The following is a 25,191-nucleotide window of genomic DNA, read 5'->3' on the forward strand; positions in this document are numbered from 1 at the left end:
CCATGGCCATCCGCATGTGAACCGTGCGGATGGCGCTCTCGTTCAGGCGGAGGAAATCCCTGTCACCACGTGTCGTCTTTCCCAACCGGATTCTGCCCTATCTGCTGGTCGCCCCGCAGCTTGCGATCACGGCGGTGTTCTTCTACTGGCCGGCGAGCCAGGCGCTCTATCAATCTGCGCTGCGTGAGGACCCGTTCGGCCTGAGTTCGAAATTCGTCTGGTTCGACAATTTCGTCCGCGTGCTGTCCGACCCGAATTATGTCAATTCGGTCCAGGTCACGGCGGTGTTTTCATTGGCCACGGCCTTGGTTGCCATGGCAGTGGCGCTATTGCTGGCGGTCATGGCCGACAAGGTCATTCGCGGGCGCGGCATCTATCGCACGCTGATGATCTGGCCTTATGCCGTTGCTCCGGCAATCGCCGGCATGCTGTGGCTGTTCCTGTTCAATCCCTCGATCGGCACGCTGGCCTATGGGCTGCGCTGGCTCGGCATCGCCTGGAATCCGCTGCTCGATGGCGGCGATGCGATGGTCCTCGTCGTCGCGGCCGCGGCCTGGAAGCAGATCAGCTATAATTTCCTGTTCTTCGTTGCCGGGCTGCAGGCAATCCCGAAAACCCTGATCGAGGCGGCAGCCATTGACGGCGCCGGTGAAACCAAGCGTTTCTGGACCATCATCTTCCCGCTGCTCGCGCCGACCACGTTTTTCCTCCTCGTCATCAACACGACCTACGCCTTCTTCGACACGTTCGGCATCATCCATGCCGTGACCGGCGGCGGGCCGGGCAAGGCCACCGAAACACTGGTCTACAAGGTCTACAATGACGGCTTCGTCAATCTGATCCTGGGCGACTCAGCGGCCCAGTCGGTGATCCTGATGGCCATCGTCATTGCGCTCACCGCCTTCCAGTTCCGCTTCGTGGAAAGGAAGGTGCATTATGGGTGAGCTTGTTTCTTTGAAGGGCTTGGCCGGCCTTATACCCCCACCCCTGACCCCTCCCCACAAGGGGGAGGGGGACGATGTTGTCGCCATTGCCACTAACAACGGTAAAGGTTGGCGTCAGACTGTCATGCAGCAATGTTCCCTCCCCCTTGTGGGGAGGGGTTAGGGGTGGGGGTGATTTCAAACGCAATTGCGTTGCCCTCAAGGAGGGAGGAAACCGCATGATCGGCTCGTCCCCCCTTCGCAGGGTGATTGCGCATCTCCTGCTGGTCGTCGGCATCCTGATCGTCGTCTTCCCGATCTACTATACCTTCGTCGCCTCCACGCATTCGCTGCAGACGATCCTGCGTCCGCCGCTGCCGCTGCTGCCCGGCGATCGCTTCATCGAAAACTACTCGACTGCGCTGTTCGGCGGCGTCGGCCGCATCGGCGGGGTGCCGGTCAGCACGCTGCTCATCAACACGACGGTGATGGCGCTCGGCATCGCCATCGGCAAGATCGTCATTTCAATTCTTTCGGCCTATGCCATCGTGTTCTTCCGCTTCCCGCTGCGGATGACGTTCTTCTGGCTGATCTTCATCACGCTAATGCTGCCGGTCGAGGTTCGCATATTGCCAACCTACAAGGTGATGGTCGATCTCGGCCTGATCGACACCTATGCCGGTCTCATCGTTCCGATCATCGCTTCGGCGACCGCGACACTGCTGTTCCGCCAGTTCTTCCTCACCATTCCCGGCGAACTGGTCGAGGCGGCGCGTGTCGATGGCGCGGGGCCGTTCCGTTTCTTCAAGGATATACTGCTGCCGCTGTCGCGCACCAATATCGCGGCCCTGTTTGTGATCCTCTTCATCTATGGCTGGACGCAATATCTGTGGCCGCTGCTGGTGACCAACCGTAACGACATGAACACGATCGTCATTGCGCTGCGCAAGATGATCTCCTTTGCGGATGCGGATACCGAATGGCATCTGGTGATGGTCACTTCGATGCTGGCCATCGTGCCGCCAATCGTGGTGGTGCTTCTGATGCAGCGCTGGTTCGTGAAGGGCCTGGTCGAGACGGAGAAATGAGCGCGTGGCAACTGTCGATCTGAGGGATGTAAGGAAGGTCTATCCGGGCGGCGTCGAGGCGGTGAAGGGCGTTTCCATCGCCATTCCCGACAAGGCGCTGTGCGTGCTGGTCGGCCCGTCCGGCTGCGGCAAGTCCACCCTGCTGCGCATGATCGCTGGATTGGAAACGATCTCGGCAGGGTCCGTTTCGATCGACGGCAGGGTCGTCAACGCGATCGGTCCGGCCGAGCGCGACATCGCCATGGTGTTCCAGAACTACGCGCTCTATCCGCATATGAAGGTCTACGACAACATGGCCTACGGCCTGCGCAATCGCGGTAAGGCCAAGGACGAGATCGACCGGCGCGTGCGCGAGACCGCCGAGATACTGGAACTGGGCCACCTTCTGGAGCGGCGCCCGCGCGAGCTTTCCGGCGGCCAGCGCCAGCGCGTTGCGATGGGCCGCGCCATCGTGCGCAACCCGAAAGTGTTCCTGTTCGACGAGCCTCTGTCCAATCTCGACGCCAAGCTGCGCGGCCAGATGCGGGTCGAGATCAAGAACCTGCAGCGCTCGCTCGGCGTTACCAGCGTCTATGTCACCCATGACCAACTTGAGGCCATGACGCTGGCGGACGTTCTGGTGGTGATGAATGCCGGGCAGGTCGAGCAATTGGGCAATCCGCTCGACATTTATGAAAAGCCGGCCTCGACATTCGTCGCGAGTTTCATCGGCGCCCCGCCGATGAACCTGCTGAAGCTCACCCGCGGCTCGAATGAGTTTGCCTTCGCCAATGGCGCGCATGTGGCCGTTGCGGCGCCGGCGGGTGCGGCTATCCTCGGCTTTCGGCCGGAAGATGCAGAAGCCGTGCCCGGAGACCAGGCGCCACAGGCTGGGCTGGCCCTTCCCGCGGTGGTCGAGGCGGTCGAGCCGGTCGGTTCGGAAAGCTTCCTTTATTGTTCGGCGGCTGGCAGCCGGATCATCGTGCGGGTGCCGGGGCGGGCAACAGCCACGCCAGGCGACAAGCTGCGCATCGGCGCTAAGTCTGAAAAGCTGCACTGGTTCGACGAGGCCGGCAAGCGCGTGGGATAAAGGTCAATCCCGGCTCTGCAGGGCGGCCGCGAGCAGATGATCGGCTTTCGGCGGCAGCGGGAAGAGGGTGACAAAGCGATTGGCCAGTGCCCTGTCACCGTCCAGTTGCAGTACGCCCGCCGCCTCGAGGGCCTCGATCGGCTGGCCGCCATAGATGGTCGCGGCGACCATTTGTGGTGAGCCGGTGAAAATCAGGTCGGCGCCGTCGCTGGCTTTACGGACAATCTCGATGCCGCCACCAGCCAGATGGGCGAGAAAGCTTTCCTCGCCCAGGCGAAAACCGATGCGGGCGTCGATGCCTTCGGCGCGAAGCGGGTCGATCATGGTGCGCAGCGACAGCATCAGCGAAACCGCACTCAAGGGCAGGCTTGGATCATGCTCCGGCGAGCGTGCCGCCCAGCGGCCCAGTGTCTGGAAGATGGGCTCGCTCTCATAGCCCCAGGCGGTCAGTTCATAGACCGGTGTGGATGCCGGCGGCGGCAGTTTGGTTCTGATGAGAATGCCGGCGCGTTCGAGGCCCTCAAGGCGTTGGGTGAGGATGTTGGCGCTGATGCCGGGCAGATCGGCACGCAGGTCGCTGAAGCGCTTCGGGCCGAACATCAGTTCGCGAACCACCAGAAGCGCCCAGCGTTCGCCGACGAGTTCAAGGGCATGGGCGGTGCCGCAGGCGTCTTCATACCAGCGTCGATGCGGGCTTTCGGAGTGTGTAGTTATTTTTTTTAACTGCATGGTTGTTTTTTGTAACTTAATAGGGCATTGTTGTCAAATCCAACAGAGAGGAGCCCCCATGTCCAAGCTCATTTTCGTCAATCTGCCGGTTACCGATCTCAACAAGTCCATATCCTTCTATGAGGCTGTCGGCGGGCGGAAGAACGAGCAGTTCAGCGACGATACCGCCGCCTGCATGGTCTTTTCCGAGACCATCCATGCGATGCTGCTGACCCATGACAAGTTCAGCCAGTTCACCTCCCGCAAAATCGCCAATGCGAAGGAAACCTGCCAGGTACTGATCGCCGTCTCCGCCGACAGCCGCGACGAGGTCGATGCCGTCGTCGGCAAGGCCGGTTCGGCTGGCGGTGTGGAGGACCCGAACCCCAAGCAGGACTACGGCTTCATGTACGGCCGCAGCTTCGAGGACCCGGACGGCCATATCTGGGAAGTGGCGTGGATGGATATGGAGGCCGCGCAGCAGTCGATGGCCGCTGCAGGCTGACCGGGTATCGACGAGGAGTTCGGATGCAGGCGACCATGCCGCCTGCATCCGTGAAAATTCAAGGTCCAGTCAGCGCGTCGGCACTGGATGTTCGCCGCGATAGTCGTAGAAGCCGCGTCCCGTCTTGCGGCCGAGCCAGCCGGCCTCGACATATTTCACCAGAAGCGGGCAGGGGCGGTATTTGGAATCCGACAGGCCCTCATGCAGGACCTGCATGATGGACAGGCAGGTGTCTAGCCCGATGAAATCGGCAAGCTGAAGCGGCCCCATCGGGTGGTTGGCGCCAAGTTTCATCGCCGTGTCGATGGCTTCGACAGTGCCGACGCCCTCATAGAGCGTATAGATCGCCTCGTTGATCATCGGCAGCAGGATGCGGTTGACGATGAAAGCCGGAAAATCTTCCGAAACCGTCGTGGTCTTGTCGAGCGAATGGACAAATTGCTGCGCCGTCTCGAACGTTTCGTTCTCGGTGGCGATGCCGCGCACCAGTTCCACCAGCTTCATGACCGGCACGGGGTTCATGAAATGTATGCCGATGAAGCGCTCGGGCCGGTCCGTCTGGGCCGCAAGCCGCGTGATCGAGATCGAGGAGGTATTGGTGGCGAGGATCGCTTCTGGGTTCAGCAGCGGACAGAGCTGCGCATAGATCTTGCGCTTGATCGTCTCGTCTTCGGTCGCCGCTTCGATCACCAGGTCGGAGCCGGCAAGGTCCGCCATTGCCGGTGCGCTCGAAATCCGCGACAGCGCCTCCTTGCGGTGAGCTTCGTCGAGCTTTCCGGCGCCCACCTGCCGGGCCATGTTGCCGCTGATGGTGGCGATGCCCTTCTGGATGCTGTCGTTGGAAATATCGTAGAGCAGTACCTTGTAGCCAGCCAGCGCCGCGACATGGGCAATGCCGCCGCCCATCTGGCCCGCGCCGATGATCCCGATCGTCTCCAATCTGCTGCTCATTACACTGATCCCGTCAAAGAGCTTTTTTTCAGCTCATCTTTTGTGCAGTGCAAACTAAGAGAGCGGGGAGACTTCGTCTACCCCGCTCTCACAATTTTGTGCGCTGTTGCAGCTAAAGTCAAAGCGCCTTTTCAAGCTCCGGCAGGATGGTGAAGAGGTCGCCGACGATGCCGTAATCGGCCACCTGGAAGATCGGGGCTTCCTCATCCTTGTTGATGGCGACGATGACCTTCGAGTCCTTCATGCCGGCCAGGTGCTGGATGGCGCCCGAAATGCCGCAGGCGATGTAGAGGTCGGGTGCCACCACCTTGCCGGTCTGGCCGACCTGCCAGTCGTTGGGTGCGTAACCGGCATCGACGGCCGCACGGCTTGCGCCGACGGCTGCACCCAGCTTGTCGGCGACCGGCAGGATGACCTCCTGGAACTTCTCCGAGGAACCGAGTGCGCGGCCGCCCGAGATGATGATCTTGGCCGAGGTCAGTTCAGGACGGTCGCTGCCCGACAGCTTGTTTTCGACGAAGGTCGAGAGGCCGGGATTGGCCGCGGCACTGACCGTCTCGACCGCAGCCGAACCGCCTTCGCCGACAGCCTGGAAGGAAGCCGTGCGCACGGTGATGACCTTCTTGGCCTCGCCCGACTGCACCGTCTGGATGGCGTTGCCGGCATAGATCGGGCGCTTGAAGGTGTCCGGGCTCACCACTTCGATGATTTCGGAGATCTGCGCCACATCGAGCAGGGCCGCGATGCGCGGGGAGACGTTCTTGCCGCTGGCGGTCGCCGGCGCGAGAATGGCGTCATAGCCGCCTGCCAGCGACACGACGAGGGCGGCCAGCGGCTCGGCCAGACGCTGCTCGAGTTCGTCGGCTTCGGCCAAAAGCACCTTGCGCGCGCCCTTCAGCTTGGCCGCCTGATCGGCGGCAGCCTTGGCGCCCTTGCCGGCAACCAGCACGTCCACATCGGAGCCGATCTGGAGGGCGGCCGAAAGCGCCTTGGCCGTCTGGTCGGACAGCGATGCATTGTCATGTTCGGCGATGAGGAGAATTGCCATGTCTGTTATCCTTCCGAACCTTAGAGCACGCCGGCTTCGTTCTTGAGCTTGTCGACCAGTTCGGCCACGGTCTTGACCTTGACGCCCGCCTTGCGGCCGCCGGGCTCCTCGGTCTTCAGCACCTTCAGGCGGGGAGCCACATCGGCACCGAAATCGGCCGGGGTCTTCTCATCCAGCGGCTTCTTCTTGGCCTTCATGATGTTGGGCAGCGAAGCGTAGCGCGGCTGATTGAGGCGAAGGTCGGTGGTGATGATTGCCGGCATCTTCAGGCTCACCGTCTGCAAGCCGCCATCGACCTCGCGCGTCACCTTGGCCTGATCGCCCTCGATCTCGACCTTGGAGGCAAACGTGCCCTGGGCCCAGCCCAGAAGGGCCGACAGCATCTGGCCGGTCTGGTTGGCGTCGTCGTCGATCGCCTGCTTGCCGAGGATGACCAGGCCGGGCTGTTCGGCCTCGACCACGCCCTTCAGCACCTTGGCGACGCCGAGCGGCTCGGTTTCGCCCTCGACCTTGACCAGGATGGCGCGGTCCGCACCCATGGCGAGCGCTGTGCGCAGCGTCTCTTGCGCCTGCGCCGGACCGATCGAGACCACCACGATTTCCTCGACCTTGCCGACCTCCTTCAGACGGATCGCTTCTTCCACGGCGATCTCGTCGAATGGGTTCATCGACATCTTCACATTGGCAAGCTCAACGCCCGAGCCGTCCGACTTCACGCGAATCTTCACATTGTAGTCGACAACCCGCTTCACGGGGACGAGAACTTTCATGTGCTTCTCACCTCTTCTGATGATTTCGCAGCGCCCTAGCAGGGCTCGCCGCTGCCCATTTGCCGATTGACGACATATAGAGCGATAAAAACGGAAACTTCATGCGCTTGCGGTGGCGGCGTGGCTTCCGTAAGCGGCCGGACCCTAGTTATCGAGGGAAGGCGCGTCAATATCCGGCGAACGTCCTAATCGGTTGAACCAGCCGAAACTATTGTCTTCCCCAGCGCGGCGCGGTTTCAGATGGCTTGGGTTGGGCGACGCTCGTCTGATCGATCCTGACAGCGCGCGGCGTCACGATGTGCCGATCGAGAAGGGGTACGTCCTGGCGGCGCAGGATCACGATCAGCACTGCCCCCGCGACGATGCCGCCAATGTGGCATGCCCATGAAATCTGGTCCTCGCCGCCGAGCAAGAACATGAAGAACTGGAACACGACCCATAGGCCGAGTGTGATATAGGCCGGGATGCGCAAGGGTATGCGGCCGAAGGCGAGGATCCAGATTTTCACCCTCGGGTGCAGGATCAGATAGGCCGCGACAATACCGGCAATCGCACCCGATGCACCGATCAGCGGCATTTGCGAATCGGGCGCGACCAGGCCATGCACAACCGCGCCCGAGATCGCGCACAGCAGATAAAAGACCAGATAGCGGAAATGACCGAGTGCGTCCTCGACATTGTCGCCAAACACCCACAGGAACAGCATGTTGCCGCCGAGGTGGAAGATGTCGCCATGCAGGAAGGCATAGGTGATATAGGTCAGATATCCCGGCACCAGCGCATATTCGGGCGGCAGTTCGGCAGTGTCGAAAGCCACCGACGGGATATAGCCGAGGCTGACGGCAGCGATCTGCGCTGCATGTTCGCTGCCGAAGGAGGTGAAGAAATAGATGCCGATATTGGTGACGATCAACGCGATCGTCACATATTGATGCTTGATGTGTTTCAGGCTGTTGGCATCGTGCAGCGGAATGAACATCGCCTCGTTTTCCGCTCCCGCGACATACTAGAGCGGCGGACGCCCGGATAACCCGGGTTGCCGCTCTATCCGTTGGTTTGCCGCATTTGTAGAACGCCAAGCGATTCCACTTGGCTGCACAATGCTCTAACGATTCTTGCCCGGTACCCATAGCACATCGGCGTTTCCGTTGTCATTGACGCAGCGGGCCGCCACGAACAGCAGGTCGGAGACGCGGTTGATGTATTTGATGCCGTCGCGGTTGACATGCTCGTCCGGGTCCTGCGCCAGCGCTACCATAGCCCGTTCGGCACGCCTTGCGACGGTGCGGGCAAGGTGAAGGGCTGCCGCAGCCGGCGAGCCGCCATTCAACACGAATGAGCGAAGGGGCTGCAGGTTCTTGTTCAGAAGATCGATATCGGCTTCGAGGCGCTCCACCTGCGAGGCAATGATCCGCAACGGTTCGTAATCCAGCTTCTTGCCGGTATCGGGGGTCGCCAGGTCGGCGCCAAGATCGAACAGATCGTTCTGGATACGCGAGAGGATGGCGTCGAGTTCGGGATAGGCCGTGCCGGTATGTACGCGCGCCATCCCGATGCAGGCATTGGCCTCATCCACCGTCCCGTAAGCCTCTACGCGCAAGTCGGATTTCAGTCGCCTTTCGCCGCTGCCCAGGCCGGTCGTGCCATCGTCGCCGGTTCGGGTATAGATCTTGTTCAGTCGTACCATTCCTGACCTCCACGCAGCGAGTCGCCGCTACCCGCGATTGAAATAGACCGCCAGCAGGATCAGCACCAGCGCGATGAATTGCAGTAGCACGCGCAACTGCATGAGCTTGTTGGACGTGTTGCCCGAGCCGCCGCGCATCATGTTCATCAGACCGCGGATCAGCACCACCACGACAGCGAACATGACGACGATAGCGAAGATATTGAAGGCAGTTGCCATAGGGGGATTCCAGCTTGTTGGTCAGGCCTGCGAGGCAAGCACACGATAGAAAAGCGCGGCGGGCAGAATGCGTTTCAGCACTACACCAATCCGGGCAGGCAATGTCACCACATAATGCGGCCTGGGCCTTGGCGACAGCAGGGCGTGGCGCAATACCGCATAGACCGCATCGGACTTGAGCTTCAGGCGGGACTTCGAGCCGCCAGCCCGCAGCCGCGCCAATTGCCGTTCATAGTCCTTGGCGTGGACCGAATTTTCGTGGTCGATGTTCTTGAGGAACCAGGCCAGCCCGTTGGAGGCGATTTTCGATTCGATGGGGCCGGGTTCGATCAGCGAGACATGGATGCCCGATCCTTCGAGTTCGGCGCGCATGCACAGGGTCAATCCCTCCAGTGCATGCTTGGAAGCGGCATAGGCGCCGCGCCACTTCACCGGGGTCAGGCCGAGGATCGAGGAGCAGTTGACGATACGGCCGTGGCCCTGTGCCCGCATCACCGGGACGATGCGCCGGGTCAGGTCGTGCCAGCCGAAGAGATTGGCCTCGAACTGTTCGCGCAGCGCCTCGACCGGCAAATCCTCCACCGCGCCGGCCTGCGCGTGGGCTCCGTTGTTGTAGAGTGCGTCAAGCCTGCCGCCCGTGCGCTCCATCACGGCCGACACGAGGGCCGCGATCGAAGCGGGCTCGCGATAGTCGAGATAGAAAGCTTCGATGCCCTCCGCCTCGAGGGCAGCAATGTCTTCCGGCTTGCGCGCGGTGGCAAAGACGCGCCAGCCTTCGGCCTTCAGCGCGCGTGCGCAATAGGCGCCGATACCCGACGAGGCACCGGTCACGATGATGGTGCGCAACCCTTCGTCTGGAGAATTCGTTATTTTGCCAAGACTTGCCATTTGCAGCGAACCCTTCCCATATTCGCGGCCGGGAGACAACGAGGGCAAACCAACCGGATGCAGGCGCAATGAGAAAGATCGTCGCCATACGCCGCGTCCTTTTCGATGCGCTGGGTCACTTCAATGACGATGACGGCTGGTCGATGGCCAGTCACCTGGCCATTACCGCGCTGATGGCGCTGTTTCCCTTCCTCATCTTCGCGACCACGCTCGCCAGCTTCCTCGGCGCCCAGGCATTTGCGGAGACGGCGGTCCACATCGTCTTCGATACATGGCCCGAACAGATTGCCGCCCCCATCGCACGCGAAGTGGTCAATGTGCTGACCGTCCAGCGCAGCGACCTCCTGACCTTCGGCGTGGTGCTGGCGGCGTTTTTTGCCTCGAACGGCATCGAGGCGTTGCGCACCTCGCTCAACCGCGCCTATCGCGTCATCGAGACGCGCTCCTTCATCTATCGCCGCCTGCAAAGCCTTGCCTTCGTCGTCATCGCGACGGTCGGCTTCCTCGTCATCAGCGTGCTTCTGCTGTTTGCGCCGATTCTGGCCCGGCTGGCGCAAGCGAATTTCGAATGGGTCCGGCCCTATATGGGCACGATCACGCTTTGGCGTTTCATCATTGCCTCCACGGTGATCGTGCTCGGCCTGATCGCCGTGCATTTCTGGCTTCCGGCCGGCAAGCGGCGGTTCACGGCAATCGTGCCGGGAATCATCTTCACGCTGATAGGCTGGCTCGTGGGATCGACGATCTTTGCCGCCTATCTCGACCGGTTTTCCTCCTATGTGACCACCTATGCCGGTCTTGCCTCGATCATGATCGCGGTGGTCTTTCTCTACATCGTTTCGGCCATCTTCATTCTCGGCGGCGAATTGAACGCCGCCATCAGCCGCTATCTGGAAGCGCGAGCCCGCGTCGGCGCCTGAGCGCGTTCGGAAGGGGTTGCGGTCGCCAGCGCGACGCCGGCGGTCGCCAGCGCCATGCCGACCATTTGCACCAGGGTTAGTTCTTCCCCGAACAGCGCCCAGGCCATGACCGCGGTCACGACCGGAACGAGATAGAAAAGGGACGAAACCTTCGACATCTCGCCGTCGCGAATCATCACCATCAGCAGGAAGACGGCGCCGATGGAAAGCACCAGAACCAGCCAGGCCAGGGCAAAGATCAGTTCGCCGGTGATCTCCATCCGTTGCGTCTCGAATGCGAGCGACCCCACACCCGTCAGAATTGCCGCGCCCAGATATTGATAGAGCGTTCCTGTCACGAGATCGCCGCCGGCGAAACGCTTCTGCCAAATTGTGCCCGCCGTTATGCTGCCCACGGCGATGAAAGCTGCGCATAGGGTGGACCAGGTTACGCCAATGCTCTTGTCGAGGGCGGGCGAAAGCACGATGACCACGCCGACAAAGCCAGCCATCAGGCCAGCCCAGTGTCGCGGGCCAATCCTCTCCCCAAGAAGCCGCCCGGCAACGAGCGCCGTGATCAGTGGCTGCAGCCCTGCAACCAGCGCCATCAGGCCGGCGGGGAGACCGTGGGCGATCGCCCAGAACACGCCGCCCAGATAGACGCCGTGCAACATCATCCCGGCAATTGCCGAATGCAGGGCATGTCTCGGCGTGATCTTGCGAGCCCCGATAACCAGGATGATCAGCACCAACAGCAGGAAGGCTAGCACAAAGCGGCCGGTAAGGAAGGTGAAGGGCTCCGCCCACGGCATGGCATAGCGTGCGCCGATGAAGCCGCTCGACCAGAGGACGACGAAGGTGGCGGGAATGAGCCGTTTGAGAACTGGAGGCATGGCGGTGGAGTCCGTTGATCGACGGGACCGGAATACCGCCGCTGCGGCAATGGCTCTAATGCCATTCATTGCAGCAAGCAAAGCGAAACGATTGAACCATATACTGAGGGAAATTGAACCTGATGGGTTCACGGGACGAAGAAGTGTCACCTTCGACAGGAGCGGACATGCTTTGGAATCTCGATCCGGCCTGGTTGATGATGGCCGTCGCGGTCGTCTTGGTGGCGGCCGTCGTATTCGGTTCAGCGCTCGACGCCATCATGCGCGACGATGGCTTCGGTCCGATCGGCAACATGATCGTGTTCGTGGGCGGCTTCTTCGCCGCCATCCTGCTGGTCAATGTCTACGGGGTCAGCCTGCGTGACCTGACACTGGCGACCGTCACCGGCTTCGGGGGAGCCTTTGTGAGCTTCGCCATTCTGATGCTTCTCAAGGCCGGCGCAGCACGGCTGAGATAAATAGGTTCACAGCCCGACCATGCGCCGGATTTCCACTGCCGTCCTGCCGTTTTCGCGAAGGGTCGCCAGGCCGGTATCCCGCTCGCTTTTCGACAGTTTCCGGCCGTCGGGATCGAGGATAAGCCTGTGGTGGAAATAGGCTGGCGCCGGCAATCCAAGCAGTCGCTGCAGCAAACACTGAATGGCGGTGGCCTGGTAGAGATCGCGCCCACGCACGACATGGCTGATGTCCTGCAATGCATCGTCGGCGACGACCGACAGGTGATAGCTGGTGGGGATGTCCTTGCGCGCGATCACCACATCGCCCCATTGCTGCGGGCACGCTTCGACCTCGTGAGAGGTGGTCAGAGACTCATCGTCAAGCTCAGTCCATGACAACGGCGCGGGCAGGCGCGACAGCGCAGCCTCGGTGTCCAGCCGCCACGCAAAGGGCTCGCCGGCAGCGATACGGCGCTGGCGCTCGGCATGCGGCAATCGCTTGTCGGCGGCCGGATAGAGGGGCACGCCGTCGGGGTCGCGCGGCCAGACTCCGCCCTGCTGCTCACTTTCGGCGATGGCGGCGCGAATCTCTCCCCGACTCATGAAAGCGGGATAGACCAGTTCCTCGCGGATCAGCCTTTGCAGAAGGCTTTCATAGGCTTCGAAATGGTCGGATTGGCGGCGCACCGGTTGCTCCCATTCGATGCCAAGCCAAGCCAGATCCCTGAAGATGCCGGCCTCGAATTCGGGCGTGCAGCGGGTTACGTCGATGTCCTCGATCCGCAACAGGAATCGCCCGCCGCTTGTCTCAACCATCCTGGCGTTCAGCAGCGCCGAATAGGCATGGCCGAGATGAAGCTCGCCATTCGGGCTTGGGGCGAAACGAAAGACAGGAGTGTTCATTGCCGGGCAATTAGCGGGTTGAATCGACTGTCCGTCGATTGCTACTTTGGGACGCCAACCGGAACAAGCCACACCATGCGCCGTATCGCCAGTCTGGATGACATTTCTGCCGGGCTCGATGCGCTTTGTGCCATCGATCCACGCCTGGCAACCGTGCGCGCCACTGCCGGCGAGATTCCACTGCGGCTTTCGGAACCGGGCTTCACCAGCCTCGTCTCGATCATCGTGGCGCAACAGGTGTCGCGCGCCAGCGCCGATGCCATTTTCGGGCGTCTCGTCAAACTGGTCGATCCCTTGACCCCGCAGGCCTTGCTCGACGCCGGTGAATCGCTGTTTCGCGAGGCCGGCCTGTCGCGGCCCAAGCAGCGGACGCTCCTTGCCGTTTCAGAGGCAGTATGCGATGGGCTCGACCTTCACCACCTTTGCAGGCTCGATGCGACAGACGCCATTGCGCGCATGACTTCCGTTTCCGGCATCGGGCCGTGGACGGCGCAATGCTATTTGCTGTTCTCGGCCGGACATCCGGACATATTTCCGGCCCGCGACGTCGCCCTGCAGTCGGCGGTAGGCCACGCGCTCGGCCTGTCGCCTCGGCCCGATGAAAAAATACTCGGCTGCCTGGCCGAATCATGGGCGCCGTGGCGAGGTGTCGCGGCGCGTCTTTTCTGGGCCTATTACCGCGAAACACGCGGTCGTGATGGGGCGCCGCCGGTGCAAATCCAGGGAAAAGCCTGAAATTTCCGGTTTTTTCTGTGGCACACAAATCCGCGAAAAAACTTCACATCGATGTCATGTAGGGCGTAGAATATCTGCGCACCTTGGTTGATCATCAATTCGGGAGTAGCTGCAAGTGACGGTCGCCGTATCTCCGGATGGCCTTCCCGCACTGGTGCTGAACGCGGATTATCGCCCGCTCAGCTACTATCCCCTGTCGCTATGGTCGTGGCAGGATGCCATCAAGGCCGTTTTTCTCGATCGCGTGAACATCGTCGCCGAATATGAGCATTCGGTGTCCTCGCCATCCTTTTCGATGCGGCTGCCGAGCGTCGTCAGCCTGAAGAATTACGTCAAGCCGTCACGCCACCCGGCATTCACGCGCTTCAACGTGTTCCTGCGCGACCGTTTCCAATGCCAATATTGCGGCACCCATGAAGAGCTGACTTTCGATCATGTCGTGCCGCGCCATAGCGGCGGCGCCACCACCTGGGAAAATGTCGTTGCCGCCTGTTCGCCTTGCAATCTCAGAAAGGGCGGCATGATGCCGGCGCAGGCGAAGATGTGGCCGATGCAAAAACCCTATCAGCCGACCGTGCATGATCTGCACAATAATGGCCGGCTGTTCCCACCCAACTATCTGCATGAAAGCTGGATGGACTATCTCTACTGGGATGTCGAACTGGAGCCGTGACCGGCTGCGAAGCATTTTGCAGTCAGACGGAATCGTCTGACGTCGCACAAATGCGGCTGAAGAAACCAGAGTGCGCGTTCGTCAGAACGACCGCGCTCTGGGCATCAGGGCTTTCCCACTGCTCCACGAAAAGCGATGACCGCAAGCACGAGGCTTGCAATGGCGTTCCAGCCGGCGAGCGACAGGCCGAGTATCCGCAGCGCCGCCCTGTCGCAGGAGGGCGGGATGACGGTGTTGAGCGAATCAAGCACGCCGCCGCTGCCGCCTTCCGGCGCAGCCACCACTGCTCCGCAATCGGCCGGGCCAGCCCACCAGCCCCATTCGACGCCAGAGTGATAGACGCCCATATAAAGGCCGTAGGCCATCAGCAAGCCGCCGATGAAGAGCAGCCCGCGCGTTATCGAGCTGGGGAAATTCAGCGAGGAGGAAAGTGCTGCAACCGCCATCAGCGGCATACCGACATAATAGGGCGTGCGCTGCTCCAGGCACAGCTTGCAGGGGATATAGCCGCTGATATGTTCAAAACCGAGCGCGCTGCCCACTGTCGCTGCCATCAGAGCCAGAAGCAAAAGTGCCGTAACCGTCTGGACGCTGCTGGTCGGCTGGTTGAGGAAAGACATGGGCGGAGGTCCGATGGTGAATGTGCGAGGTGATCGTCAGAAAGCGTATCTGACGAGGATGTAAAGCGAAATCAGGGCGGCGGCAGCAAGTGCGGCCAGCGTGCCGAGGCGCTTTTCGATGAATTCGCGGATCGGTTCGCCATAAGTGCGCAGCAGCCAGGCGAGAAACAGGAAGCGGGCGCCGCGTGCGACGATCGCCGAGAGGATGAACCATCCAAGCGGAAAGCCGATGACGCCGGACAGGATCGTCACCACCTTGATCGGTGGGAGATGGGCAAGCCCCGAGGTTATCAGCATCAACAGGATGAAGCCGACGCCCGATGAGACCCGCAAGGCTTCGAAATCATCGAATTTGCCGTAGAATTCAAGGACCGGCTTGGCGATTGCCTCATAGGCGTAGTGGCCGAGGAACCAGCCGGCGATGCCTCCAAGTACCGAAGCGACCGTGGCGACAATCGCGTAGCGATAGGCGCGCGCCGGTCGCGACAGGGCCATGGGCAGGAAGAGCACGTCGGCCGGCACCAGGAAAACCGAGCTTTCGACGAAAGCGATGAAGGCCAGCCACCATTCGGCGGATTTGCGCGCTGCCAGCGACAGCGTCCAGTCATAGAGTTTTCGAAGCATGGAGTTCCGTCGAGAAAAAATCGATTTCGTCGTAGGCGCTATCTATGGTCGCATAATGGTTTCGCGTCCATGAAAACAAACGCGGCCAGTTGACGCCGCATGGCTGAACCGTATAGTCCGCTCCCGTCGTCCGAAACGGATGGACGACAATGCCGTCGCCGATGGCATGTGCGGGTGTGGTGGAACTGGTAGACGCGCCGGACTCAAAATCCGGTTCCGAAAGGAGTGTCGGTTCGATTCCGACCACCCGCACCAACTTTTCGTATCTCACGCGGTTTCGCTTCGCTCACCGCTCCGATGGGGCGGCCTGACCGGCCGGCGGGCAGTCGCCCTTGCGAACCCTGCAGGTTCGATTCCGCGTCCTGAACCTCCTTTATTCCACATGCAGCGGTTTTCCGGCCGCGTCGTGGCGGATCAACGATTTGTTAACCATGGCCGTATGATGGTGAGGGCCAGTCAAACAGCCTCCCCTTTAACCACGGATGTACTGGCATCGGGACCAAGGCGCTAGAGCGGCAGTTGCCCGGACAAATCCGGGCTGCCGCTCTATCTGTTTGTTTTTGCCGCATTTTTGCGACGCCAAGTGATTCCACTCGGCTGCAAAATGCTCTGGAAAGGTCGGGGTAGCACCCGGCCTTTTTTGTTGGTTTACGATACGGGCGCGGCGTTCACGATCTATAAACCACGTTCGGCCGAACTTGCCTGCATGGCTGATTTGATTCCCTTCCCGCTGAGTTCGCGTGCATCTCTTGTGCGTTCGATGGTAGATGACCTGGAGTGCGTGAATGGCTCCGCAGCCAATGAGTTCTGGCGCAGGAGGGTTGCTGCGATCATCGCGGATATGCGCGAATCCGGCCTCGATGCCGATGCAATCCGCAATGAAATCCTCAGCCTTCAGGATGCCGTACAAGACGAGCTACGCCGCCGCTGCGTAGGGGCCCAGAACCGCGCCTAGCTAGACACGAAAGAAACAGACATGAGCGACGATTTGGTGCGTGATGCCTTTGGCAATCAGATCAACGACGGCGACTCCGTCACCTTGATCAAGGACCTGAAGGTCAAGGGCACATCCGAAACGATAAAGCGGGGAACGCTGGTCAAGGGTGTCCGACTGACCGGAAATCCGGGCGAGGTCGAATGCAACACCAAACAGGTTAAGGGGCTCGTCCTGAAAACCGAGTTCCTCAAGAAAGCCTGACCTTTGTAGCTGGCCGATGCCATTCGCCTATATGGGATCGACCAGTTGCGGCGCGAGGTGGAGATAGCGGGCGACCTTGCGTTTCGATTCGATATCGCTCCAGACACGCCTGACCTGCTCTTCTGTCAAAGAGGCGACGGCTGCCGTGCCGGCGGCGCTGATCCCATTGTTCAGCCCGTAGAGGCAAAGGTCCATCTGCCGGTAGGGCAGGGCGAAGTAGAATTCCTCCTGCGTCTGCGCCAGCGAATAGGTGTCGGTGGTCGGCGGCCGTGCCTGGATTTCCGCCGGCACGCCGAGATGGGCGGCCAGTTGGTAGACCTGCGATTTGTAGAGATGGGCGATCGGCTTCACGTCGGCTGCGCCGTCGCCGTTCTTGACGAAGAAACCCTGGTCATATTCGAGCCGGTTTGGCGTTCCCAGAACCGCATAATTCAGCTGGTCGGCATGGAAATATTCCAGCTGTTTGCGGGTGCGTTGCTTCATATTGGTGGCAGCGACGATGCCGAGATAGGCTGAAGGCGGCATGCGTAGCTTCTGCGTGGTTCCATCGGGAGCCTGAACCACCAGATAGGAGATATTGTAGCCCTCCGTCGTCAGCGCATTGGCGAGCACGATCTTGGAGGCCCAGCCTGGCCCATAGTCCGGCACGACTTCGCGGATGAAGGCGTCGCGCCTTGCGTAGCAGCCCATGGCGTCGAGCGTCGGCCCGATATTTTCCGTGCGGGCCTCGATGCCGTAGGTCTCGGCGACGAGTTTGCCGAGACGCAGGCTCTCGGGATCGGAATCATTTTCCGGCATGAACAGGCAGAAAACCTTGCCGGGGCCGAGCGCCTTGACCGCCAGTGCGGCGCACACGCTCGAATCGATGCCGCCCGACAGGCCGAGGACCAGGCCGCGCTTGCGCATGCCCCGGACCTGTTCGCGCAGTGCCGTGGCGATCCTGTCGCTTTCGGCTGCGGGGTCGATATCGAGGGTCGCCGGCGAAAAGGCGGGGTGTTGGTTTGACGGGCTGACATTCATGACGTGGCTTCCATTGACTTGGCGGCGAGGCGGCGGCTGGTCTTGCCGCTGTCCGTTCGTGGCAGACTGACGCGGAACTCCACCGATTTCGGCACCATGAAATCCTCCAGATGGCGCGCGCAATGGCGGATGATCTCGCGCTCGGTAAGGCTGGCATCCGAGCGCACGACCAAGGCGTGGACGGCCTTGCCGAGGATCGGATCATCGACGCCGATCACCAGAGCCTCGGCGACGCCCGGGCAGGCGTGAAGCACGGTCTCGACCTGCTTCGGCGCGACCTTTTCGCCGCGCGTCTTGATGATGTCGTCCTTGCGGCTGACGAAATAGAGAAAGCCGTCGGCGTCGGCGCGGAACAGATCGCCGGTATGGAGCTCCCGCTCCGAAGCGTTACGACCGGGCCGCAGCGCGCGTGCTGTCGCCTCTTCATCTTCCCAATAGCCCTGCATGACATGCGGTCCGCGGATGACCAGTTCGCCAATCGTATCGGGGTCGACGCGTTTTCCCTGCTCATCGACGATGAAAGCTTCCGTTCCGGGAATGGCAATGCCGACCGATTCCGGACGGTGCTCCAGTTCCTCCGGCGGCAGATAGGTGCCGCGCATGCATTCGGTTTGGCCGTACATGGAATAGAGCCGGACGTTCGGGAACAATGCGCGCAGGCGCCTGATATGGTCGGGCGGCAGTGGTGCCGCCGCGCTGGTGATATAGCGCAGGTCCGGCAGCGCGCCCGGCTGCAAATCCTTCATCTGCAGGATGAGGGCTGTCATTGTCGGCACCAGCGGCAGGGCCGTTGCACGCTCAGTGCGCATGGTTTCGAAGATGGCTTGCGGAAAGGCGAAGGATTTTTCCAGCACCAGCGTCGCGCCGATCCTGACGGCCATGATGAGTTGATAGAGCCCGTAACCGAAAGCCAGCGGCAGGGCGCTGAGCACGATGTCGTCGGCCCTGCTGCCGAGATAGGTGGTGATGGAACTGGCTGCCGCCTCGACATTGCGATGCGTCATCATCACGCCCTTGGGCTCACCGGTCGAACCCGAGGTGTAGATCAGATGGGCAAGGTCTTCATCCGTGCCGCCATGCGGCTCAGGCGAGGCCGGAGTGGCGATGCAGGTTTCGAAGGAGGTGACATCACTGGTTGTCTGTCCGGCACCAGCGGCAATAATGAACCTGAGAGAGGGGGCGTTGATAGCGGCGGCCGAGACAACCGGCTGAAGCCGAGCCTGGGTCAGGATGGCGCGCGCGCGGCAATTGCGCATGACGAAACCGAGCCGCTCGGCCTTGGTCGAAGGATTGATCGGAACGAAAACGGCGCCGGCCTTGAGCACGGCATAGATGGAGACGGCGGCTTCCCAGCCATTGTCCATGAAGATGAGCACGCGATCGTTGCGTTCAACGCCTTGCGCCTGCAAGGTGGCGGCAAGCCTGTCCGACAGGCTGTCGAGCTCGGCATAGGTGAGCCGTCGGCCCCCGGCGATCACAGCCGTCTTGCCGCCATAGGCTGCTGCGCTGCGGCGCAGGAAATCTTCGACGCGCGTGCTTTCCGGCATCGCTTCAGGCCGCCGCGCTCTCGCCCAGCTTGGCGTTCACAAAGGCGTCGATGCGCGCGATCGAATCCAGATTGGCAGGCACGATGTCGGCATCGGCGATGCGGATCGAAAAACGCTCTTCGAGAAAGGTGACCAGTTCGAGAATTCCGGTCGAATCGATGAGGTCGTTGTCGATCAGCGATGTCTCGCCGGTCAGCTTGTAGCTTTCATCGCCGAACAGGAAGTTCTCGACGATGAATGCCCTGATAGCTGTTTCCACGGAACTGGCCATTGTATCCCCCTTCGCTTAGGCTGCGGTCTGTTTGAGGTGGCCGGAAGCTGGCTTTCTCGCAAAGCTGTCGACCCAAAGTTGCGTTGAAAGGATGCCGACGAAAGCCGCGTTGTCGCGAAATCCGGCCATGGGTCGGCGCTGGCCCTTCTGGACGAGTTTTTCCACCAGGGGCGCGTTGAACAGGCCAGCCTGCCTGATGGCGGCAGGCGACAAGCATTCCGACACATAGGAAGGGGCCTGGCTGCCGAGGAAGGACTGGCTTTCCGGTGCGCGATAGGGCTGCTTGTCGCGGGCGATGATCGAAGCCGGCACGAGGTCCTTGGCCGCCTTTTTGAGGATGTGCTTTTCCCTCAAGCCGTTGAGCTTCATGTTGGGCGGAATGCGCGCCGCAAACTCCACCAGCCGATGGTCGAGGAACGGAAAGCGCCCTTCCACGCCGCTTGCCATGGCCACGCGGTCGCCCTGGCTGGAAAGGATATAGCCAGGCAGCAGGAACGAAGTTTCGATATATTGTGCCTGGTGCAGTGGGTCCCAGCGGGAAAATGCTTCCGGCAGACCGGCGGCAAGTTCCTCAGCGGCATCATAGGCGCCTAAAGTCTCGCGCAGTTCCGCCGAAAAGAACATCTTTGCCGCGGCCGTATTGCGCATGCGCGGGTGGTGCGAATAGAGCGGATCGCCCAATGCCTCCGGCTCGACGTCGAAAAAGGCGGCAAGATAGGCCGGTGTCTGCTGGGCCAGGCCCGGCAGGTAGGGATAGAGCTTGCGAAACAGCGTGGGACGGATGGACGACGTCGGTTGGCGCGCGCAGAAGCGGCGCAGGCGGGCCTCCCTGAAAAGGTCGTAGCCGGCGAAGATTTCGTCGGCCCCTTCGCCGGTCAGCACAACCTTGAAACCCTGCTCGCGCACCAGGTTTGCCAGCAGATAGAGCGGAGCAGGGGCGGTGCGCAGCACCGGCCGCTCCATATGGCGCACCACTTGCGGAAAGCTTTCGGCAATGTCGTCCGCATGGCAGGCGACGGCGCTGTGCCGCGTTCCCAGATGCTCGGCCATCATCCTCTGGAACGGCCCCTCGTCATATTCGGCGCCATCGAAGGTGACGGAGAATGTGCGCAGGCCCGCAGGCACCAGAGGTGCAGCCAGTGCCGAGATCAGCGAGGAATCGAGCTCGCCGGACAGGTAGGAGCCTACAGGCACATCGGCGCGCAGGCGGATGCGTGTCGCGTCCTCCAGCAGATCGCGCAATTCTGCGGCGATGTCTTCCTGCGGTCGCGTTGTGCCCAGGTCGCCGCGATCGGGGAATTCGAGCTTCCAGTAGGGCCGGATGGTGGTCTGCCCGCCTTCGACCAGCATCAGATGGGCGGGCGGAAGTTCGGCTATGCCCTTGAACATGGTTCGCGGTGCGATCGGCGCCCAAAGCGTGAAAATCTGGTCAAGCGCGATCGGGTCGATCTCGGCAGTGATGCCTGGAACCGTCAGCAGCGCTTTCACCTCGGAGGCGAAATAGAACGTGCCTTGGTGCCAGCTATGAAACAGCGGCCGCACGCCCATGCGGTCGCGCGCAAGCATCATGCGCCTACGGGGCGCGTCCCAGAGGGCAAAGGCGAAATCGCCGTTCAACTGCGTGACGCAATCCGCTCCTATCTCCTGATAGAGGTGAAGGATGACTTCGGTGTCGGAAGTGGTCTTGAAGACATGGCCCTTCGCCGCCAGGGCTTTGCGCAGTTCGATATGGTTGAAGATTTCGCCGTTGAAGCTGATGCAAAGGCCGCCGTCGACACTGGCCATCGGCTGGTGGCCATCGGCGATACCCACGACGGACAGCCTGCGGTGGCCGAGCCCGGCATTCTTGCCGACATGGATGCCTGCATCATCCGGCCCGCGATGGGCGATTGCGCCGGTCATGCGGTGAAGCAGCGCTTCTGCTTCTTCCGGGTCGACACCCTGACCGCAATATCCCGCAATGCCGCACATGGAATGAAAGGCCCCGTCTGTGGCTAGTCGAACCGGTCGCCGATCAGCCGCGCCCAGGACTCTCCCGCAAAACCGTTGAAGAATGCCTTCCCGGATCGGAAAAGATCGATCAATGCGGGATCGCGTGTATGCACGATGCTGGAGGAGGCGTGCAGGAAGCCGATGCGGCGCCCCATCATCGCGTCGAGCAGCGCCGGTTGGACCCGCCCCCGCAACGCCACCAGGCCCCGCCTTGCGGCATGATCGATCATCCTGTCGATGACAGCGCCTTCCTGGCCGGGCGCGGCAAGAATCTGCACCACCCGGCCGATGCCGCCTTTGTTGCCGTAGTAGATGAACAGTCCGATGGCGCGCCCATCTCGCGTGCTCACCACACGTCTGATGCCATCGCCGTAATTCGCCTTGCGTGTCGCATGCGCGATTCTGGCGCGCAGTGTCTCTGCCTGCCATTGCGGGCGCATGGGGAAATTTGCGGTAAGGGCCGGAAAAAGTTCCAGTAGACGCTCTGCATCAGCCTCGGTGTCGCTGAAGGCGCCATTCTGGTTTTCCGGCGCGACATGCGACCATTGCGGCTCGGTTCCCTTGCCCTGCCGGTGCAGAAATGCGTCGAGGGGGCGTGCCAAAGGCGCGAGCATGGCTGCCGCGCCGAACCGGCTTGCCGCCAGTGCCGCGGCAAAGCCGGCGGGGCGGATCACGCGAAGCCATTCAAGGCTATAGTCGGGCAATACGGTCGCGCGCATCTTGCGCCACATGGCCGTGGAGACGTCGTTGGCCGTTTCGGTGAGGGAGAGATCCTGCGGGCCGGCCAGGAAGGCCCGCAACAGTCTTGCGCCGGCAAACGGGTCTTCCGCATGCCCGTCAACCATCATGGTGCCGCACACAGCCGCACGCAGCCTCATCCCGTTCAGTTCCATCGGCATGGGCAGGGCTCCCAGGAAGCCGGATACGCTTCCATCGGCACGGACATGGACCAGCGAGACGATGTCGGGATCGAAATCCGGCGGATCGAGAAATAATTCGCCAAGATAGGCCTTGAGGGAAGGCGTTGCCGGGCGATCCGTCTTGCGCAGGATGCGCTGAAACATATCCGCGACCTTCGGAATATCTGCAGCGGCAAAGGGGCGGATTTCGCTCATATGGTCCCGAAGCGTGATAGATTGCCTGGAATTGCTCAGCTTGGATTGCAGAGCAGGTTGCAATCTATCTCAGCAAGATTAGCGAAACCTCTACGCATGGTTGCTTGCCGCGTAAGGCAGAAAGGCCGGACAAATCTTCCAACTATGTAGATGGAACGATGTCGTCGCATTGCCGTTCAAGCAGCGTGCCGGCCAAGACTCAGTGCCGTTTGCACCTTTGACAGGTTCGGGCTGTTGCAAATGTCGATAGACAGGGTGTTTACGGAAATTGCAAACAAGGTCGCCCATGCGGCCGGCAAGCCATCCACCTTTATCCTTTGTTGCATGATCGTGGTGGTGTGGGCGGTGACCGGCCCGCTTTTTGGCTTTTCCGATACCTGGCAACTCATCATCAATACCGGCACGACCATCATCACCTTCCTGATGGTGTTCCTGATCCAGAACACGCAAAACCGCGACGGGGCAGCCGTACAGACGAAGCTCGACGAACTGATCCGGGTCGGCAAGGCCGAGAACCGCTTCATCGGGATAGAGCACCTGACCGAGGCCGAGGTGGAGGAGTTCCGCGTCAAATGCGAGCAGGCCGCCATGCGAGCGGACAAGCGGGGAAAGCGGCCCAAGGAGGCTGCGGCAAGCCCCACGATACGGTAGCCGCCTCATGATTCCGTTGACGCTACCGCACTGCAGCATATAGTTCAGCAGACAGTGCCGTCCGGCACCTGTGTTCATCGCGCAGCGGCGCAGACGACGGTCCATGCTTCAACGATATGTCAGCTATGCATCGTTCTACGGCAATTTCCGTTGGGAAATGCCGGCCCGGTTCAATATCGGCACGGCGGTGTCTGATCATTGGGCGGCACGCGAGCCGGATCGGATCGCGCTCTTCGACTACCGTTTAGATGGTGAGGCTGCCCGGCTGAGCTATGGCGAGCTGGCCACCAGATCGAACGCCCTGGCCAATGGCCTGAAATCGCTCGGTGTCCGGCGGGGTGACCGGGTCGCATTGCTCCTGCCGCAGAGTTTCGAGACGGCAATCGCCCATGTCGCGATCTACAAACTCGGCGCGATTGCAGTACCTCTGGCACTTCTGTTCGGCATGGAGGCACTGGAATACAGGTTGCAGACGGCCGGCGTGAAGGCGGTGATCACCAATTCCGCGGGCGTGGCAAAGCTTGGCCGGATCAAGGGCCGCCTGGGCGATCTGGAAGCCGTTATCTCCATCGATGGCGCCGAAGGCGAGGCGCAAGACTTCCACCGCATCGTGGCCAGCCATCCAGACGACTTTGCCGCCGAGGATACCACGCCCGACGATCCGGCAATGATGATCTTCACGTCGGGAACGACCGGGCCGCCGAAGGGCGCGCTGCATGGCCATCGTGTGCTTCTGGGCCATCTGCCGGGCATTCGCATGGCGCATGAATTCCTGCCACAGCCGGGCGACCTGATGTGGACGCCGGCCGATTGGGCCTGGGCCGGTGGCCTGCTCAATGCGCTGCTGCCGGGGCTTTATTTCGGCGTGCCGGTGGTTTCCGGCCGGTTTGACAAATTCGACCCCGAAGCTGCTCTTGGCCTGGTCGAGAAAATGCGCGTGCGCAATGCATTCATCCCGCCGACGGCACTGCGGATGCTGAAAAGCATCAAGGGTATCCGCAATCGTTTCAAGCTCGACCTGCGCACGATCGGTTCGGCGGGCGAGGCGCTTGGGCGCGAAACCTATGACTGGGCGCAGGCGGAACTCGGTATGACCGTGAATGAGTTCTACGGCCAGACCGAGTGCAATTTCGTGCTGTCGGCATCTGCCGCGCTTGGCGTCAGCCGGGGCGGATCGACCGGCAAGCCGGTTCCCGGCCATGTCGTGGCAGTAATCGACCCGGACGGGCGACGGCTGGGGCCGGGCGAAGTCGGCGAGATTGCCGTGCAACGGCCCGATCCGGTGATGTTTCTTGAATATTGGCGCAATCCGGAAGCGACGGCCAAGAAATTCATCGGCGATTGGATGACGACGGGCGACCAGGGCTTCGAAGACGATGATGGCTATGTGCACTTCGTCGGCCGTGACGATGATCTCATCACTTCGGCCGGCTTTCGTATCGGACCGGGCGAGATTGAGGATTGCCTGACCGGCCATCCGGCGGTGGCGCTCGCTGCGGCCGTAGGCAAGCCCGACGCAATGCGCACGGAAATCGTGAAGGCCTATGTGGTTTTGAAGGACGGTTTCGCCGGCGGCGAGGCTTTGGTCGAGGATATCAAATTATGGGTGCGCGAACGGCTTTCGGCGCATGAATATCCGCGTGAGGTCGAATTCGTCGATTCCATGCCGCTGACCACCAGCGGCAAGGTCATCCGCCGCATCTTCCGCGATCGCGCCAAGCGTGAGGCAGCACTTTAGGGACATCCGGCTCAAAAGC

Annotated in this window: 29 protein-coding genes and 1 tRNA gene; 13 read left to right on the forward strand and 17 right to left on the reverse strand. The window is 61.4% G+C overall.

Going from position 1 to position 25,191, the window contains the following annotated elements; all coding sequences use genetic code 11:
• Positions 1–29 precede the first annotated feature (29 nt).
• The 3 genes from ugpA (at position 30) to ugpC (ending at position 3,080) form a co-directional block, all read left to right on the forward strand.
• Entirely contained in the window at positions 30–944 is a 915-nt protein-coding gene (gene ugpA / locus EET67_RS04575) for a sn-glycerol-3-phosphate ABC transporter permease UgpA (RefSeq protein ID WP_128625034.1), read from the forward strand.
• A 218-nt stretch (positions 945–1,162) separates the two neighbouring features.
• Entirely contained in the window at positions 1,163–2,011 is an 849-nt protein-coding gene (gene ugpE, locus EET67_RS04580; RefSeq protein ID WP_128625035.1) for a sn-glycerol-3-phosphate ABC transporter permease UgpE, read from the forward strand.
• A gap of 4 nt (positions 2,012–2,015) precedes the next feature.
• On the forward strand, positions 2,016–3,080 hold the full coding sequence (gene ugpC / locus EET67_RS04585; protein ID WP_128625036.1) for a sn-glycerol-3-phosphate ABC transporter ATP-binding protein UgpC: 1,065 nt from the start codon (positions 2,016–2,018) through the stop codon (positions 3,078–3,080).
• 3 nt (positions 3,081–3,083) lie between these two features.
• Here the strand turns inward: ugpC and EET67_RS04590 are convergent, their stop codons facing one another.
• Positions 3,084–3,809: a winged helix-turn-helix transcriptional regulator gene (locus tag EET67_RS04590; protein ID WP_128625037.1), complete on the reverse strand. Its 726-nt coding sequence runs from the start codon at positions 3,807–3,809 to the stop codon at positions 3,084–3,086.
• 58 nt (positions 3,810–3,867) lie between these two features.
• Here EET67_RS04590 and EET67_RS04595 point away from each other — a divergent pair, with 58 nt between their 5' ends.
• A complete protein-coding gene (locus EET67_RS04595) occupies positions 3,868–4,293 on the forward strand; it encodes a VOC family protein (protein WP_128625038.1) in 426 nt (141 codons plus the stop codon).
• A gap of 69 nt (positions 4,294–4,362) precedes the next feature.
• Here EET67_RS04595 and EET67_RS04600 read toward each other — a convergent pair whose 3' ends face one another.
• The 7 genes from EET67_RS04600 to EET67_RS04630 all read right to left on the reverse strand — a co-directional run bounded on the left by EET67_RS04600 (position 4,363) and on the right by EET67_RS04630 (position 9,856).
• Positions 4,363–5,244 carry a 3-hydroxybutyryl-CoA dehydrogenase gene (locus tag EET67_RS04600; RefSeq protein WP_128625039.1) on the reverse strand — a complete coding sequence of 294 codons (882 nt, stop codon included), beginning with the start codon at positions 5,242–5,244 and terminating at the stop codon, positions 4,363–4,365.
• 118 nt (positions 5,245–5,362) lie between these two features.
• Positions 5,363–6,292 (reverse strand): electron transfer flavoprotein subunit alpha/FixB family protein, encoded by a 930-nt coding sequence (locus EET67_RS04605; protein WP_128625040.1) that lies wholly within the window; start codon positions 6,290–6,292, stop codon positions 5,363–5,365.
• Between the two features lie 20 nt (positions 6,293–6,312).
• Entirely contained in the window at positions 6,313–7,062 is a 750-nt protein-coding gene (locus EET67_RS04610) for an electron transfer flavoprotein subunit beta/FixA family protein (RefSeq protein ID WP_128625041.1), read from the reverse strand.
• 208 nt (positions 7,063–7,270) lie between these two features.
• Positions 7,271–8,041 (reverse strand): rhomboid family intramembrane serine protease, encoded by a 771-nt coding sequence (locus EET67_RS04615; RefSeq protein WP_128625042.1) that lies wholly within the window; start codon positions 8,039–8,041, stop codon positions 7,271–7,273.
• Positions 8,042–8,167: 126 nt separating this feature from the next.
• Positions 8,168–8,749, reverse strand: coding sequence for a cob(I)yrinic acid a,c-diamide adenosyltransferase (locus tag EET67_RS04620; RefSeq protein ID WP_128625043.1), 582 nt, complete (start codon positions 8,747–8,749; stop codon positions 8,168–8,170).
• A gap of 27 nt (positions 8,750–8,776) precedes the next feature.
• Positions 8,777–8,968, reverse strand: a complete 192-nt coding sequence (locus EET67_RS04625; RefSeq protein WP_128625044.1) for a twin transmembrane helix small protein — start codon at positions 8,966–8,968, stop codon at positions 8,777–8,779.
• Between the two features lie 21 nt (positions 8,969–8,989).
• Positions 8,990–9,856, reverse strand: coding sequence for an SDR family oxidoreductase (locus tag EET67_RS04630; RefSeq protein WP_128625045.1), 867 nt, complete (start codon positions 9,854–9,856; stop codon positions 8,990–8,992).
• Positions 9,857–9,924: 68 nt separating this feature from the next.
• Between EET67_RS04630 and EET67_RS04635 the strand changes: the two genes are divergently transcribed.
• A complete protein-coding gene (locus tag EET67_RS04635) occupies positions 9,925–10,776 on the forward strand; it encodes a YihY/virulence factor BrkB family protein (RefSeq protein ID WP_128625046.1) in 852 nt (283 codons plus the stop codon).
• Here EET67_RS04635 and EET67_RS04640 read toward each other — a convergent pair.
• The gene (locus tag EET67_RS04640; protein WP_245450725.1) at positions 10,743–11,648 is read right to left on the reverse strand and encodes a DMT family transporter; all 906 of its coding nucleotides are present in this window, start codon (positions 11,646–11,648) and stop codon (positions 10,743–10,745) included. The genes EET67_RS04635 and EET67_RS04640 overlap by 34 nt on opposite strands.
• Before the next feature lie 167 nt (positions 11,649–11,815).
• On the opposite strand from EET67_RS04640, the gene EET67_RS04645 reads away from it, so the two are divergent.
• Positions 11,816–12,106, forward strand: a complete 291-nt coding sequence (locus EET67_RS04645; protein ID WP_128625048.1) for a hypothetical protein — start codon at positions 11,816–11,818, stop codon at positions 12,104–12,106.
• 6 nt (positions 12,107–12,112) lie between these two features.
• Here EET67_RS04645 and gluQRS read toward each other — a convergent pair whose 3' ends face one another.
• The gene (gluQRS, locus tag EET67_RS04650) at positions 12,113–12,988 is read right to left on the reverse strand and encodes a tRNA glutamyl-Q(34) synthetase GluQRS (protein WP_128625049.1); all 876 of its coding nucleotides are present in this window, start codon (positions 12,986–12,988) and stop codon (positions 12,113–12,115) included.
• Between the two features lie 75 nt (positions 12,989–13,063).
• Here gluQRS and EET67_RS04655 point away from each other — a divergent pair, with 75 nt between their 5' ends.
• Together EET67_RS04655 and EET67_RS04660 are read left to right on the forward strand one after the other, a co-directional pair.
• The gene (locus EET67_RS04655; RefSeq protein ID WP_128625050.1) at positions 13,064–13,723 is read left to right on the forward strand and encodes a DNA-3-methyladenine glycosylase family protein; all 660 of its coding nucleotides are present in this window, start codon (positions 13,064–13,066) and stop codon (positions 13,721–13,723) included.
• A gap of 115 nt (positions 13,724–13,838) precedes the next feature.
• Positions 13,839–14,396 carry an HNH endonuclease gene (locus tag EET67_RS04660; RefSeq protein WP_128625051.1) on the forward strand — a complete coding sequence of 186 codons (558 nt, stop codon included), beginning with the start codon at positions 13,839–13,841 and terminating at the stop codon, positions 14,394–14,396.
• 104 nt (positions 14,397–14,500) lie between these two features.
• Here the strand turns inward: EET67_RS04660 and EET67_RS04665 are convergent, their stop codons facing one another.
• Complete coding sequence (locus EET67_RS04665) at positions 14,501–15,016, reverse strand: disulfide bond formation protein B (protein WP_128625052.1); 516 nt, start codon at positions 15,014–15,016, stop codon at positions 14,501–14,503.
• 36 nt (positions 15,017–15,052) lie between these two features.
• Entirely contained in the window at positions 15,053–15,640 is a 588-nt protein-coding gene (locus EET67_RS04670) for a YqaA family protein (RefSeq protein WP_128625053.1), read from the reverse strand.
• A gap of 170 nt (positions 15,641–15,810) precedes the next feature.
• On the opposite strand from EET67_RS04670, the gene EET67_RS04675 reads away from it, so the two are divergent.
• From EET67_RS04675 to EET67_RS04685, 3 genes are all read left to right on the forward strand, one after another.
• Positions 15,811–15,895, forward strand: a tRNA-Leu gene (locus EET67_RS04675).
• Between the two features lie 388 nt (positions 15,896–16,283).
• Positions 16,284–16,595, forward strand: a complete 312-nt coding sequence (locus EET67_RS04680) for a DUF6074 family protein (protein WP_128625054.1) — start codon at positions 16,284–16,286, stop codon at positions 16,593–16,595.
• A 21-nt stretch (positions 16,596–16,616) separates the two neighbouring features.
• Positions 16,617–16,838, forward strand: a complete 222-nt coding sequence (locus EET67_RS04685) for an alkylphosphonate utilization protein (RefSeq protein WP_128625055.1) — start codon at positions 16,617–16,619, stop codon at positions 16,836–16,838.
• Between the two features lie 27 nt (positions 16,839–16,865).
• Here the strand turns inward: EET67_RS04685 and nadE are convergent, their stop codons facing one another.
• Genes nadE through EET67_RS04710 form a run of 5 tightly spaced genes read right to left on the reverse strand, consistent with a single transcriptional unit; the run spans position 16,866 to position 22,783 of the window.
• The gene (gene nadE / locus EET67_RS04690; RefSeq protein WP_128625056.1) at positions 16,866–17,858 is read right to left on the reverse strand and encodes an NAD(+) synthase; all 993 of its coding nucleotides are present in this window, start codon (positions 17,856–17,858) and stop codon (positions 16,866–16,868) included.
• A complete protein-coding gene (locus tag EET67_RS04695) occupies positions 17,855–19,405 on the reverse strand; it encodes a class I adenylate-forming enzyme family protein (protein WP_128625057.1) in 1,551 nt (516 codons plus the stop codon). Before EET67_RS04695 ends, nadE begins: the two co-directional genes overlap by 4 nt.
• Positions 19,406–19,409: 4 nt before the next feature.
• Positions 19,410–19,676 carry an acyl carrier protein gene (locus EET67_RS04700; RefSeq protein WP_128625058.1) on the reverse strand — a complete coding sequence of 89 codons (267 nt, stop codon included), beginning with the start codon at positions 19,674–19,676 and terminating at the stop codon, positions 19,410–19,412.
• 15 nt (positions 19,677–19,691) lie between these two features.
• Complete coding sequence (gene asnB / locus EET67_RS04705) at positions 19,692–21,647, reverse strand: asparagine synthase (glutamine-hydrolyzing) (protein WP_128625059.1); 1,956 nt, start codon at positions 21,645–21,647, stop codon at positions 19,692–19,694.
• Between the two features lie 23 nt (positions 21,648–21,670).
• Positions 21,671–22,783: a hypothetical protein gene (locus EET67_RS04710; protein WP_128625060.1), complete on the reverse strand. Its 1,113-nt coding sequence runs from the start codon at positions 22,781–22,783 to the stop codon at positions 21,671–21,673.
• 240 nt (positions 22,784–23,023) lie between these two features.
• On the opposite strand from EET67_RS04710, the gene EET67_RS04715 reads away from it, so the two are divergent.
• Positions 23,024–23,434 carry a low affinity iron permease family protein gene (locus EET67_RS04715; protein ID WP_128625061.1) on the forward strand — a complete coding sequence of 137 codons (411 nt, stop codon included), beginning with the start codon at positions 23,024–23,026 and terminating at the stop codon, positions 23,432–23,434.
• Positions 23,435–23,537: 103 nt separating this feature from the next.
• Positions 23,538–25,172, forward strand: a complete 1,635-nt coding sequence (locus EET67_RS04720) for an AMP-binding protein (RefSeq protein ID WP_128625062.1) — start codon at positions 23,538–23,540, stop codon at positions 25,170–25,172.
• Positions 25,173–25,191: the final 19 nt, after the last annotated feature.

The organism is Borborobacter arsenicus, from assembly GCF_003934165.1.
GTDB classification, from domain to species: Bacteria; Pseudomonadota; Alphaproteobacteria; order Rhizobiales; family Rhizobiaceae; genus Pseudaminobacter; species Pseudaminobacter arsenicus.